Source organism: Marinobacter sp. F4218 (assembly GCF_019443085.1).
Taxonomy (GTDB): domain Bacteria; phylum Pseudomonadota; class Gammaproteobacteria; order Pseudomonadales; family Oleiphilaceae; genus Marinobacter; species Marinobacter albus.
Map to the genome: position 1 here is coordinate 2074455 of NZ_JAHZIL010000003.1, position 13389 is coordinate 2087843.

Sequence of the window (13389 nt, forward strand, 5' to 3'; positions counted from 1 at the left end):
TGTTTCTCCTCGGTAAAAATCAGTGGTTAACCCGTTCAATAACAGCAGCAATGCCCTGGCCGACGCCAATGCACATGCTGATCAGGGCGTAGCGTCCGCCGCTGCGTTCCAGCTGGCGGGTGGCAGTGAGTGCAATTCGTGCCCCGGATGCGCCGAGGGGGTGGCCGACGGCAATGGCGCCCCCGTTCGGATTCAGCCGGGAATCGGTCGGGTCAATGCCCAATCGGGTGGTGCAACCGAGAACCTGGGCGGCAAAGGCCTCGTTGATCTCGATAACGTCTATATCCTTGAGGCTCAGGCCAGCGCGGGCCAGCGCTTTTTCGCTGGCGGGAACCGGGCCATAGCCCATGACGTGGGGAGCCACGCCGGCGATGGCGGAAGCCACGATCCGGGCCCGGGGCTGCATGCCGGCTTTTTCGCCGGCTTCCCGGGAGCCAATAATCAGGGCCGCGGCGCCGTCGTTGATGCCGGAGGCATTACCGGCGGTGACCACGCCGCCCTCGAACAGCGGCCGCAAACCGGCCAGGGCTTCTACCGTGGACTGCGGGCGCGGATGCTCGTCCTCGCTGACGGTGACTGGTGGTTTTTTACGCCCCTGCGGCACCTCGATGGGCAGGATCTCGTCGGTGTAGAAGCCGGCGCGGCGGGCTTCCTCGAAGCGGGCCTGGCTCTGGGCAGCAAACCGGTCAACCAGGTCCCGGTCCAGATTCAGCTCCCGGGCAATGTTGTCGGCGGTTTCCGGCATGGTATCCGCACCAAACGCCCGTTCGATGGCCGGGTTCGGGAAGCGCGCGCCAATGGTGCTGTCGAAGGCTCGGAAATCCCGGCTGAACGGGGACTCGCTCTTGGCCATCACGAACGGCGCGCGACTCATGCTCTCGGCACCGCCGGCAACAAACAGGTCGCCTTCGCCACACCTGACCGCACGGGCGGAATCAATAATGGCGGCCAGTCCCGAGCCGCACAGGCGGTTGACGGTCAAGCCGCCGGTCTCAACCGGCAGGCCGGCCAACAGCCCGGCATGGCGCGCCAGGTTACGGGCATCTTCGCCGGCCTGATTGGTGCAGCCGGCGATCACGTCCTCATAGGTCTCGGGGGCGAAGGCATTGCGCTCAACCAGGGCCCGGATCACGCTGGCCAGCAGGTCATCGGGGCGAACCGGGGCGAGGGCGCCGGCGTGACGGCCGAAGGGAGTTCTCAGTCCGTCATAGATATAAGCGCTCATGGCTGCTTCCTCTATATACAGGGGACCAGATGTCATTGTGAGCTGAAGAGCCCGGCGAAGAAAGCTGTCGGGTCTGCCTGGTCATTTATGCTAGTATAGTTTCGTTAAGCGAAACACAGTTTTGTAATGAGTTCACGAAAGACTAATCCGGGTGTGTTTGAAATGCAAGCAGAGACCATCCCTTTCGGGCCGGTTGAATCATGACGGCAGTGGAACGCGGGTTGTTGCCAATTGCGGTTGTCCTGGAACTGGTTGCCATGTGCCTGGCCAGCCAGTCGTTGAGTGCCCTGGCCGGCGTGCTGTTTCTGGTGGGGTTTCTGTGGGCCGGTAAGCGCCTGCAAGCCTACTCCCGGGCCCTTCTGGTGGTAGCGCTGGCGGTCACCGCGTGGCTGACCTATAAGGGCGAGTTGACGACGCCCCAGCTCATCAAGGCATCGGCGGATGCCGCGTTCTATGCCGCGTTTCTCGGCAGCCTCGGCATGATGCAGTGCCTGGTCCGGCGGTTCGAGGTGCTGCGGCGCATCCACGACGTGCTGCTGGGCGGTCGCCCGGTCTGGCTGTACCCGAAATACGCCCTCGTCAGCTGTGGCATTGCGTCCGTACTGAGCTTCGGGATGATGAATCTCTTGTGCGGCACCCTGTCGGAGACGCTGAGCGAACGCGGAATCACCGGTCAGTCCAGGTTGCGATGGTTGCGCAGTGTGCTGATCAGTACGCTTCGGGGCTTTGCCCTGGTGCCTCTGGTTGCCCCCACGAGCGTGGCGGTGGCGATCCTGACCCGGGAACTACCGGTCTTGAGCTGGTCCATGCTGCTGCCATTCGGTGCGACCGCAGCGGTTGCCCTGGTTCTGCTGGGATGGCTGCTTGAACAGCGCCGTTTCCGGCAGGTCAGCACTGAGCGCGTTGCGCTGGACCAGTGGCCGGCCGGCACGGTCAGGCTGCTGGTTCTGGTCCTCGTGGTCTTCTCCGTGATGGCAACGCTGGTGGCGCTCACCGGCTTGAAGGTGTCGGCGGCGGCCATGCTGGCAGTGCCGGCCATTACCCTGCTTTACATGCTGTGGCAGGACCGGTCCCCGGTAACCATTGCCCGGGAGTCGTCGGTCCAGATATCCGCAATGAGCAACGAGATGGCCATCTTTGCCGCCTCGGCCATTCTCGGTGTGACCCTGTCCGCCGTTATACCAGGGGATGCCCTGAGCGGCCTGGCCGCTCAGGCCGGCGGCGTGTTCGTGCTGGCCGCCGCCGGCCTGCTGATGCTGCCGCTGCTGTCGGCCATCGGCATCATTCCGATTACTGTGCTCAGCATCCAGGCCGGATTCCTGCCCCAGCTGGTTGCCGAGGGCGTGGACCCGCTGCCCATTGCGGTTGCGCTGGTCATCGGGTTCTCGCTGGCGATGATGCTGTCGCCGTTTGGTCCGTCGGTGATGCTGCTGTCGCGCTTCGGGCAGATATCCCGCTGGAAGGTGGCGTTCCGCTGGAACGGGGTGTTCGTGCTGATCGCGGTGCCGCTGTTGCTGGCGTTCCTGGCGTTAATCCTGCGCTGATCGGGGGTCAGTAACCCCGTGAGCGGTCGACCACGCCGCTGATCGGCATGCCCGCGGCGTGATCCCTGATTTTTCCGGTGATCTGTTCGATGGTGGATTCGCGAAGCGTGCGTGCCGAGATGTGCGGCGTGACGGTGATGCCCCGATGGCGCCAGAACGGGTGGTCCGCCGGCAGAGGTTCCTCCCGGAACACGTCCAGCGAGGCCCGGGCCACCTGGCCCTCGTCCAGAGCGCGCAGCAGGTCTTCCTCAACCAGGGATTCCCCCCGCCCCACGTTGATCACCACCGCGCCCGGCTGCAATTGGCTGAGCAGCGGATAGTCGATCAGATTACGGGTGGCATCGGTCAGCGGCAGGGTGTTGACCAGTACCCGGGTCCTGTTCAGGAATTGCCCCAGTTGGCCGGAGCCCGCATAGGTGGTGACGCCGTCCAGGCTGTGTTCGCCCCGGGCCCAGCCGTTGACCTCGTAGTCCAGGGCCGTGAGGGTGCGGGCGACCCGCTGGCCGATCTGGCCCAGGCCCATGATGCCGACCGGCCATTCGTTACGTCGGATGGGGCGATGGATCTTCCACGTGCACTGTCGCTGCTGTTCCCGATAGCGGTTCATGTCACGGCTGGCCTCCACCAACTGATGCAGGACGTATTCCGCCATCTGTACGGACATGCCGGCATCCTCAAGGCGCACGACGGTAAGCTCCGGGGGCAGGGCCGAAACAGCCATCAGGCCATCCACGCCAGCCCCCAGGTTGAAGATCGCTTTCAGGTTCTTCTCCCGTTCGAACAGTGCCGCAGGGGGCTGCCAGACGATCGCATAGTCTGCCTCGACGGCGGGGCCGTCCGGATCCCAGGTAAACACTTCCGCCTCGGGTAACAGCGTTCTGATTGGTGCGGTCCAGCGCTCCGGTTTCGGATCACCGGCGACAAAAACTACTTTCATGGCGGCTCCACGCTCGAAATATCAGGGTTATCTGGTTATGCTATTTTACTGAGTAAAACGAAATGCCGAAAAAAATCACCAAATACGGCCTTCAGCCAGCCGTTAGCATTAAATTTATGAAACATTCGGGAAGAGTGTTTCATATTCGGCACAGATTTTGAAAAGACCTTGTGGTACTTGATTTCATCAGCGATTAAAATACCGCATCTTTTGTATGCATGGGACTTATATCCCGGACACCGGATCAGGCGAAGCTGTCGGAGGACGCCTCACTATGTCGAAAGCACAAACCACTTCACCGGAACTGATGGTTGCCTCTGGTGATGGTGAACCGGTGAAGCCGGAGAAGGATCGCAAATTCGTCGAGGCACTCTCGCGCGGGCTTGATGTCCTGCGCGCCTTCAGCCAGGGCTCGGTGATCCTGGGCAACCAGGACATCGCCCGGATTACCGGTCTGCCCAAGCCCACGGTCTCGCGGATGACCTACACCCTCACCAAGCTGGGCTACCTGAGCTACAACGTGCAGTTGGAAAAATACCAGCTCAGTTCCGGTGTGCTGGCGTTGGGGTATGCCTACGTTTCCAACCTTAAGGTTCGCCAGCTCGCCAAACCCTACATGGACGAGTTTGCCCGCCAGACCAACATGTCGGTTGGCCTGACCTGCCGTGACCGCCTGCACATGATCTATGTGGAGAATCGCCTGCCGCCGGAAGCCTCTCTGCTGCGCATGGACATCGGGCTCAAGCTGCCGATGGCCACCACCTCCGCCGGTCGCGCGTATTACTGTGCCATCAGTGACAAGGCCCGGAAAATGATTGATGACGCCATGGAGGCCAAATACGGCCCCGAAGGCTGGCCGGAGAAAAAGGAAGGGCTTGAGCGCGCCAAGGAAGACTATGAAAAGTATGGTTTCTGTCTGTCGCTCGGTGAGTGGGACCGGAACATCAACTCCGCCGGCGTTCCGATCCAGCTGCAGGATGGCACCATCATGGCGTTGACCTGTGCCGCCCCCTCCTACCTGGTGCCGGGCGAGAAACTGCGCGAAACCATTGCCCACCAGTTGGCCATGCTGGCCAGCGATATCGAATCCCTGGGCGTCTGAGCGCCGGGGCCGGCACCACTGAAGTGCCTTAGCCACGGGGTCTTACCAAGAAACCGCAGAGGAAACTCTGCGGTTTTTTTGTGTCTGGTCTTTAATTGGTGGTTGAAACGTCGGAAAAACTCCTATTAAATCGTACCCATGTTTCGCTTGTTAAAACTACATTCCATATTAGGCGAGGAGAAATTATGTCTGAGGTCGTAACTTACAACCGTGAAGGCACCGTTGGCGTGATTACGGTGAACTATCCCCCGGTGAATGCCCTCAGTCACGCGGTTCGTTCCGGCCTCGTGGCCGCACTGGAACAGGGGCAAAAGGACTCCGGCGCCAAGGTATTGTTGCTGGTGTGCGAGGGGCGCACCTTTATTGCCGGTGCGGATATCCGCGAATTCGGCAAGCCCATGCAGTCACCGGGGTTGCCGGAGGTCATGGACCACTACGAAAACAGTGACAAACCGATGGTGGCGGCTATCCACGGCACGGCTCTGGGTGGCGGTCTTGAGACGGCCATCGCGTGTCATTACCGGATTGCCCTGAGCAGTGCCCGGGTGGGGCTGCCTGAGGTGAAGCTGGGCCTGTTGCCCGGTGCCGGTGGCACCCAGCGCCTGCCGCGCCTGACCGGTGCCAAAAAAGCCCTCGAAATGATCACGACCGGTGAGTTCGTCGATGCCCGCGAGGCCCTGGAATTGGGCATTGTCGATGCGGTGGACGACGGCGACGACATCAAGGCCGCCGGCCTGGCGTTCGCGCAGAAAATTGCCGATGAGGGCAAGCCGGTCCGTCGGGTACGCGATCTGACCGAAAAACTGGAGGCGGACAAGGGCAGCGACGTGTTCGACCAGTTCCGTGCCAGCCTTGAGAAGAAGGCCCGGGGCCTGTTCTCGCCATTCAAGTGTGTCGATGCGATTCAGGCCGCGTTCGAGCTGCCCTTCGACGAGGGCATGAAGCGCGAGCGTGAACTGTTCACCGAATGCATGGAGTCGCCCCAGCGGGCGGGCCTGATTCACGCCTTCTTCGCCGAGCGGGAGGTGTCCAAGGTCAAGGGTCTGGCCAAGGATACGCCGGTTCGCGACATCAACAGCGTGGGCATTATCGGCGCCGGCACCATGGGCGGCGGCATTGCCATGAATTTCGCCAACGTCGGTATCCCGGTCACCATTGTTGAAGTCAAGCAGGAGGCTCTGGACAAGGGCCTGGGCATTATCCGCAAGAACTATGAGAACTCCGCCAAGAAAGGCCGCATCAGCCAGCAGCAGGTGGAAGAGCGGATGGCGCTGATCTCCGGCAGCCTGACCTACGACGACTTCAAAGAGGTCGACCTGGTCATCGAGGCGGTATTCGAGAACATGGCGATCAAGAAGGAGATCTTCGCCAAACTGGATGCCGTGTGTAAGCACGGCGCCATTCTCGCATCCAATACTTCGACCCTGGATATCGATGAGATCGCCTCGGCCACCGGGCGTCCGGAAGATGTGGTCGGAATGCACTTCTTCAGCCCGGCCAACGTCATGAAGCTGCTGGAGAACGTCCGTGGCAGCAAGACCTCCGATGAGGTGAAGGCCACGGTGATGGCGGTGGCGAAGAAGATCAAAAAGGTGGGTGTGCTGGTCGGCAACTGCTACGGCTTTGTCGGTAACCGCATGCTGCACAAGCGCGGCGCCGAGGCCATGTCGCTGGTCAACGAGGGGGCCACGCCCCAGCAAGTGGATAAGGTCCTGACCGATCTGGGGTACCCCATGGGTCAGTTTGCGATGTCGGATCTGGCCGGCATTGACGTGGGTTACCGCATCCGTGAGGAACGCCGCAACGCCGGTGAAAATGTGCCCGCGAGCTGGGTGGACAAATTGGTGGAGCAGAATCGCCTGGGGCAGAAGACCATGGCCGGGGTCTACAAATACGAAGAAGGCAGCCGCAAGCCGATTCCCGACCCGGAGGTGGACGCCATCATCGCCGACTTCCGCAAGGAGCAGGGCATCACGCCGCGCGAGATTAGCGATCAGGAAATCCTGGAGCGTTGCATGTTCGTGATGATCAACGAAGGCGCCAAGATCCTGGAAGAGGGGATCGCGGACCGGGCCCTGGATATCGATGTGGTGTGGATCTATGGCTACGGCTTCCCGGCCTACCGGGGCGGCCCCATGTTCTGGGCCGACCAGCTTGGCCTGGATACCATTCTCCAGGCGGTGGAGAAATATTACGACGAACTCGGAGGTGACCAGTGGAAACCATCGGCTCTGCTGAAAAAACTGGTTGCCGAGGGCAAGTCCTTCGGAGATCTGTAAATCTATTGGGGTAAGTAGTTATGTCTGATGCAGTGATTGTTTCCACCGCCCGCACGGGTCTGGGCAAGTCCTTTCGTGGCGCCCTCAATAACACCCACAGCGTTGACCTGGCGGGCCACGTGATCCGCCACGCCGTTGAGCGCGCCGGCATTGACCCGCACGTGGTTGAAGACGTAATCCTGGGCGCTACCTTTCACGAGGGGGCCCAGGGCAAGAACATGGCACGCCTGGCCGCGATCCGCGGCGGCCTGCCGGTGACGACGGCGGGCCTGTCGATCAACCGGTTCTGCAGCTCCGGGCTCCAGTCCATTGCCATTGCCGCCCAGCGGGTGGTGTCGGAGAAAGTGCCGGCGATGGTGGCCGGCGGGGTCGAATCCATTTCCCTGGTCCAGAACGACAAGCTCAACAGCTTCCACGCTACCAATGACTGGTTGATGAAGCATAAGCCGGAGCTGTACCTGTCGATGATCGAAACCGCGGACATCGTGGCCCAGCGCTACAAGGTCAGCCGGGAATCCCAGGACGAGTACGCCCTGGTGTCCCAGCAGCGCACGGCGGCCGCCCAGGAGGCTGGCCGTTTCAATGACGAAATCGTGCCCTTCGATGCCACCATGCTGGTGAAGGACCGGGAAACCGGTGAGGTCAGCCAGAAAGACGTGACCCTGAACCGGGACGAGTGTAATCGGCCGAACACCACGCTTGAAGGTCTTCAGGGCCTGGATCCGGTGCGCGGGGAGGGGCAGTTTGTCACCGCCGGCAACGCCAGTCAGCTGTCCGACGGCGCCTCGGTGTGTACGGTGATGAACAGCACCTACGCCGAGAAGAACAACATCGAACCCATGGGCATTTTCCGTGGCTTCGCGGTCGCCGGCTGCGAACCGGATGAAATGGGCATCGGCCCGGTATTCGCGATTCCGCGCCTGCTGCAGCGCAATGGCCTGACCATGGACGACATCGACCTGTGGGAGCTGAACGAGGCCTTTGCGTCCCAGGTGGTGTATTGCCGCGACCGGCTTGGCATTCCCATGGAAAAACTCAACGTCAACGGCGGCTCCATTGCGGTCGGTCACCCCTATGGCGTGACCGGTTCCCGTCTGACCGGCCATGCCCTGATCGAGGGCAAGCGTCGCGGAGCCAGGTACGTGGTGGTCACCATGTGCATTGGCGGTGGCCAGGGCGCGGCCGGCCTGTTTGAGGTGGTGTAAGGGGGCTCCATGCAGCAGAAGATCATCAACCCTCAGGATCTGGCGTTCCAGCTGTTTGAGCTGCACGACGTCGAACGGGTTCTGGGGTTTGATCGTTATGCCGATCACAGCCGGGAGACCCTGCAGGCCGCCCTCGACCTGGCCCTGAAAGTTGCAGCCGAGGAATTTGCGCCCCACGCCCGGTTGGTGGACGAGGAAGAACCCCGGTTCGAGCAGGGCCGGGTGGTGATGCGGCCCGAGGTCAAACGGGCACTGGATGTGCTCCGGGACACCGGCCTGATGGCCGCCAGTCAGGATTACGAGCGCGGGGGCATGCAGTTGCCGGCGGCCGTCGCGCAGATGTGCGTCGGTCTGCTCAAGGGGGCGAACGTCGGCACCCAGGGCTACGCCGGCCTGACCATTGCCGCCGCCAACCTGATCATGGTGCAGGGCTCGGAGGCGCAGCAGCAACGCTACGCCGAACCGATGATGGCCGGTCGCTTCTTCGGCACCATGTGTCTGACCGAACCCCAGGCCGGCTCCTCCCTGGGGGATCTGCGCACCCGCGCCGAGCCCCAGGCCGACGGCAGCTACCGGTTGTTCGGCAGCAAGATCTACATCTCCGGCGGCGATCACGAACTGAGTGACAACATCATTCACATGGTGCTGGCGCGTCTGCCGGACGCGCCACCCGGCGTGAAGGGTATTTCCCTGTTCCTGGTGCCCAAGTTCCTGGTCACCGAGGATGGCCGTCTCGGCGAACGCAACGACGTTGCCCTGGCGGGTCTGATCCACAAGATGGGATACCGGGGCACCACCTCGACCATGCTCAACTTTGGCGAACGGGACGGCGCCGTCGGCTACCTGGTGGGCGAGCCTCACCAGGGCCTGGCCGCCATGTTCCACATGATGAACGAGGCCCGCATCGGGGTCGGGCTGGGCTCGGTCATGCTTGGCTACACCGGTTACCTCCACGCCCTGGACTATGCACGGGAGCGCCGACAGGGCCGGCCGGTCGGCGAAAAGGATCCGGCCACCGCCCAGGTGCCGCTGATCCGCCACGCCGATATCCGTCGCATGCTGCTGGCCCAGAAGGCCTACGTCGAGGGCGGGCTGGCCCTGTGCCTGGAGGGAGCCATGCTGGTGGACGAGAAAAAACACGCCGCCACCGACGCCGAGCGCCGGCAGGCCGCCGGCCTGCTGGACCTGCTGACACCGGTCATCAAATCCTGGCCCTCACGCTACTGCCTGGAGGCCAACAGCCTCGCCATTCAGGTTCATGGCGGCTACGGCTACACCCGGGAATACCCAGTGGAGCAGTTCTACCGGGACAACCGGCTGAACCCGATTCACGAGGGCACTCACGGCATTCAGGGGCTGGACCTGCTTGGTCGCAAGGTCTCCATGGCCGGCGGTGAGCACTACCACGAACTCATGCGTCGCATGGAGGCGAGCCTGGCTGAGGCCCGGCAACATGCCCGGCTGACGGCATCGGCGGATCGGCTCGACGTGGCGATGCGTGCCATGGCGGCGGCAACCGACGCCATCAACGGCGAAAAACAACGTGGTAACACCGAGAAGGCCCTGGCCAACGCCACCCTGTACCTCGACGCCTTTGGCCATGTGGTGGTGGGTTGGCTCTGGCTGCGCCAGGCTCTCCGGGCCCTGTCCGGTCTGGCCGGTAAAGGTGAGCAGACGCCGGAATTCTATGAGGGTAAAGTGAGGGTTTGCGACTACTTTACCCGGTACGAATTGCCCAACGTGATCAGCACGGCGGAGTTGCTGCAGGCCGTGGATACCACTGCGCTGGATATGGTGGACGAACAGTTCTGACACGCACTAGCACGGGAGTTTGAAGCGAATGGATAGACAAGCGAAGGCCGTGGTCTGCCGGGAATGGGGGCAGCCCGTTCAGGTCGAGACCATCACCGTCGAAGGCCCGAAACGGGGTGAAATCACCATCAAGATCGCCGCCTGCGGGGTTTGCCACAGCGATCTCTCCGCGACCACGGGCAAGATCCAGTATCCGCCACCCCTGGTCCTCGGTCACGAAGCCGCCGGCGTGGTGGTCGAAGTGGGCGAGGGCGTCACCGATTTCCAGGAAGGCGACCATGTGGTCAGCTCCTTCATCTCCATGTGCGGCAAATGTCGCCAGTGTGTCCGGGGCCGCCCGGTCCTCTGCGAACACGCCCGCAAGGCCATGTTTACCCTGCCCGACGGTACTGTCCGCACCAAAGACAGCCAGGGCGAACCACTCAACGTGTTCGGGGCCTGCGGCGTGATGGCGGAATACGCCACCATGCATGTCGATAACTGCGTCAAGGTGGACGACAAGGTGCCGATGCAGAACGCTGCCCTGGTGGGCTGTGCGGTCATGACCGGCGTGGGGGCGGTGTTCAACACCGCCAAGCTGGAGCCGGGTTCCCGGGCGGCCGTGTTCGGGATCGGAGGTGTCGGACTGAACGCCATCCAGGGATGCGCCACGGCCGGCGCCGAGATGATCGTGGCCGTGGACAACAATGACCGGAAACTGGCTATGGCAAGGGAGTTCGGTGCCACCCACACCGTGAACATCAACGAGGTGGATGATCCCGCCCGCGCGGTCAAGAAGCTGACCGGTGGTGTCGATTACGCCTTCGAGTGCGTCGGTGCCGGTCCCGTGGTGGAACAGGCCTACAAGAGTCTCGGCCGCGGCGGTACCGCGGTGGTGGTGGGCGTTGCCGATCCCAAGGACAAAACCTCGGTGACCACGCTGACCCTGCCCGCCGACGAACGGACCCTGAAGGGCAGCTGGCTGGGTTCGGCCCGGCCCCAGCATGATTTCCCGCGCATTCTGGGTCTCTACCAGGCCGGCAAACTGAAGCTCGACGAACTTATCACCCGCACCTACCCGATCGAAGACGCCGCCCAGGCTTTCGATGATATGGTGGCAGGCAAGAACGCCCGCGGCGTGATTGTCTTTGACTGAGTCAGGAGGAACCGTATGAACGATCTGAGCAGGAACTACATTAACGGGCAATGGGTGGACTGGAGCGGCGACACTCTGGACGTCCACGAAGCCGGGACCGGCGAGGTCATTGCCCGGGTGCCCTCCTCTGGCCGGGAAGAAATGGAACAGGCCATCGCCGCCGCCGATCGCGCCTTTGACTCCTGGTCGGAAAGCACCCTGGAGCAGCGCATCAAGGTGCTCGAACAGCTTCATGCCGGGTTGAAAGAGCGCAGTGGCGAAATCGCCGAAACCATCTGCCGGGAGGTGGGGATGCCAATCAAGCTGGCGACCGCGATTCAGGCCGGTATGCCAGCGACCATGACAAAATCCTACCTGAAACTGTTGCCGGATTTCCCATTCACCGAGCAATCCGGCAACTCTGAAGTTCAGTATGCGCCGGTGGGTGTGGTCGGCTGTATTACGCCATGGAACTACCCACTGCACCAGGTCATCCTGAAAATTGTGCCGGCCATCGCTGCCGGCTGCACCGTGGTGCTGAAGCCCTCGGAAATCGCGCCCCAGAGCGCTTACATCCTGGCCGAAATCCTGGATGGTACGGATCTGCCGAAAGGGGTCTTCAATCTGGTCTGTGGTCTGGGTCAGACCGTGGGTGACACCCTGATCAAGCATCCGGACGTGCGCATGGTGTCGTTCACCGGCTCCACCCGCACCGGCAGCCTCATTGCCCACGCTGCCGCGGACGACTTCAAGCGTATTGCCCTTGAGATGGGCGGTAAATCGGCCTCGGTGGTGCTGCCCGATGCCGATCTGGGCGCCGCGGTGAAAGGCACGGTGAACAACTGTCTGCTGAACTCCGGCCAGACCTGCACGGCGCTGACCCGATTGCTGGTCCCGGCGGACCAGCACGACGAAGCCTGTGAACTGGCGGCAGCCGCGGTGGCAAAAATGACCCCGGGTAACCCGCTCGAGGAAACCACCCGTCTCGGGCCATTGGCGTCCGAACAACAGCGAGACCGGGTGTTCGACTACATCCGTCTCGGCATCGAGGAAGGCGCCACCCTGGTGGCCGGCGGCCCGGAAGCCCCAGACGGCTGTGACCAGGGCTACTTTGTGAAGGCCACGGTGTTCGGCAACGTCAAACCGGACAGCCGCATTGCCCAGGAAGAGATTTTTGGGCCGGTACTGAGCATCATTCCCTACCAGGATGAAGCCGACGCCATTCGCATCGCCAACGGCACCGAATACGGGCTGTCGGGTGCGGTCTGGTCGGCGGATCAGGACAAGGCGAAGAAGGTGGCGAGCAAGCTGCGTACCGGGCAGGTCACGGTCAACGGCGGTGCCTTCAATCCTCAGGCACCGTTCGGCGGCTTCGGCCACTCCGGCATTGGCCGTGAATTCGGCAAGTGGGGCCTGGAGGAATTCCTGGAAGTGCGTTCACTCCAGCTTTAACACTCGAAGTCAGCTCGGCCCCTGGGGTGGGGTGCCTTTTCTGCCGGGAAAAAATGTCTGAGCGAAGCGAGTTGTTTTTCCCAAAAGAAAAGGTATCGCGCCCCAGGGGCCAGACTCCGAACCTAGGCCTTGCCGCCAAGCAGGATCCGAACAGCCGTGCAGGCATCTTCCAGCTCTTCGTCCCGGGGCTCGCGCCCGCCGATGATGTCGCTGTAAAGGCAGGATTCGGCCAGCCGCACCATGAAGTAGGACAGGCTCTCGATGTTCATCGGCGGGCTGATGTAACCGGAGGCGACCTGGTCCTTCAGGGTCCGGGTGTTGGCCTCCACGGTGCGGCTGTGCAACGTGGATTGGGAGGACGTCAGGATCTTCAGGGCGTATTCCGGATCCTGGTTGATAAACCGGCGCAGGGGCTCGAAGTGCAGGATGGTGGAATTGATGCGCCGGTATACGCCAACGACGAAGTCGACGCCTTGCCCGGGCGTTGACGAGAGCGCTTCCAAGCGCAAGGGCTCGTAAAGCGACCAGAGCACTTCCCCGATCAGGAGATCCTTGTTTCCGACCCAGCGAAACAGTGTGGCACGACCGATGTTGAGTTCGTCAGACAAGGATGCCAGGTGAATGCGCTCACCCTTGAGCCACATGCGCCGGGCCCGTTTGAAGGCATCGGCCGGCGTCGCTCTGGTTGTTGTTTTCTCTGTCACTGAAACCTCGTGCCG

General features: G+C 62.3%; 10 protein-coding genes. 7 read left to right on the forward strand and 3 right to left on the reverse strand.

What is annotated here, in order from left to right; translation table 11 throughout:
* Window positions 1–19: 19 nt before the first annotated feature.
* Complete coding sequence (locus tag K0B93_RS13475) at window positions 20–1225, reverse strand: 3-oxoadipyl-CoA thiolase (RefSeq protein ID WP_219867697.1); 1206 nt, start codon at window positions 1223–1225, stop codon at window positions 20–22.
* Between the two features lie 200 nt (window positions 1226–1425).
* On the opposite strand from K0B93_RS13475, the gene K0B93_RS13480 reads away from it, so the two are divergent.
* The gene (locus K0B93_RS13480) at window positions 1426–2769 is read left to right on the forward strand and encodes a hypothetical protein (RefSeq protein ID WP_219867698.1); all 1344 of its coding nucleotides are present in this window, start codon (window positions 1426–1428) and stop codon (window positions 2767–2769) included.
* 7 nt (window positions 2770–2776) lie between these two features.
* Here K0B93_RS13480 and K0B93_RS13485 read toward each other — a convergent pair whose 3' ends face one another.
* Window positions 2777–3706, reverse strand: a complete 930-nt coding sequence (locus K0B93_RS13485; protein WP_219867699.1) for a 2-hydroxyacid dehydrogenase — start codon at window positions 3704–3706, stop codon at window positions 2777–2779.
* Window positions 3707–3980: 274 nt separating this feature from the next.
* Here K0B93_RS13485 and K0B93_RS13490 point away from each other — a divergent pair, with 274 nt between their 5' ends.
* From K0B93_RS13490 to K0B93_RS13515, 6 genes are all read left to right on the forward strand, one after another.
* Window positions 3981–4808 (forward strand): IclR family transcriptional regulator, encoded by an 828-nt coding sequence (locus tag K0B93_RS13490; RefSeq protein ID WP_219867700.1) that lies wholly within the window; start codon window positions 3981–3983, stop codon window positions 4806–4808.
* A gap of 185 nt (window positions 4809–4993) precedes the next feature.
* Window positions 4994–7087, forward strand: a complete 2094-nt coding sequence (locus K0B93_RS13495) for a 3-hydroxyacyl-CoA dehydrogenase NAD-binding domain-containing protein (RefSeq protein WP_219867701.1) — start codon at window positions 4994–4996, stop codon at window positions 7085–7087.
* 20 nt (window positions 7088–7107) lie between these two features.
* Window positions 7108–8292 (forward strand): acetyl-CoA C-acyltransferase, encoded by a 1185-nt coding sequence (locus K0B93_RS13500; RefSeq protein WP_219867702.1) that lies wholly within the window; start codon window positions 7108–7110, stop codon window positions 8290–8292.
* A 9-nt stretch (window positions 8293–8301) separates the two neighbouring features.
* The gene (locus tag K0B93_RS13505; protein WP_219867703.1) at window positions 8302–10104 is read left to right on the forward strand and encodes an acyl-CoA dehydrogenase; all 1803 of its coding nucleotides are present in this window, start codon (window positions 8302–8304) and stop codon (window positions 10102–10104) included.
* A gap of 28 nt (window positions 10105–10132) precedes the next feature.
* The gene (locus tag K0B93_RS13510) at window positions 10133–11239 is read left to right on the forward strand and encodes a zinc-binding dehydrogenase (RefSeq protein ID WP_219867704.1); all 1107 of its coding nucleotides are present in this window, start codon (window positions 10133–10135) and stop codon (window positions 11237–11239) included.
* 15 nt (window positions 11240–11254) lie between these two features.
* Entirely contained in the window at window positions 11255–12670 is a 1416-nt protein-coding gene (locus K0B93_RS13515; protein WP_219867705.1) for an aldehyde dehydrogenase family protein, read from the forward strand.
* Window positions 12671–12792: 122 nt separating this feature from the next.
* On the opposite strand, the gene K0B93_RS13520 is transcribed toward K0B93_RS13515, so the two are convergent.
* A complete protein-coding gene (locus tag K0B93_RS13520) occupies window positions 12793–13374 on the reverse strand; it encodes a QsdR family transcriptional regulator (RefSeq protein WP_285368499.1) in 582 nt (193 codons plus the stop codon).
* Between the last annotated feature and the right edge of the window lie 15 nt (window positions 13375–13389).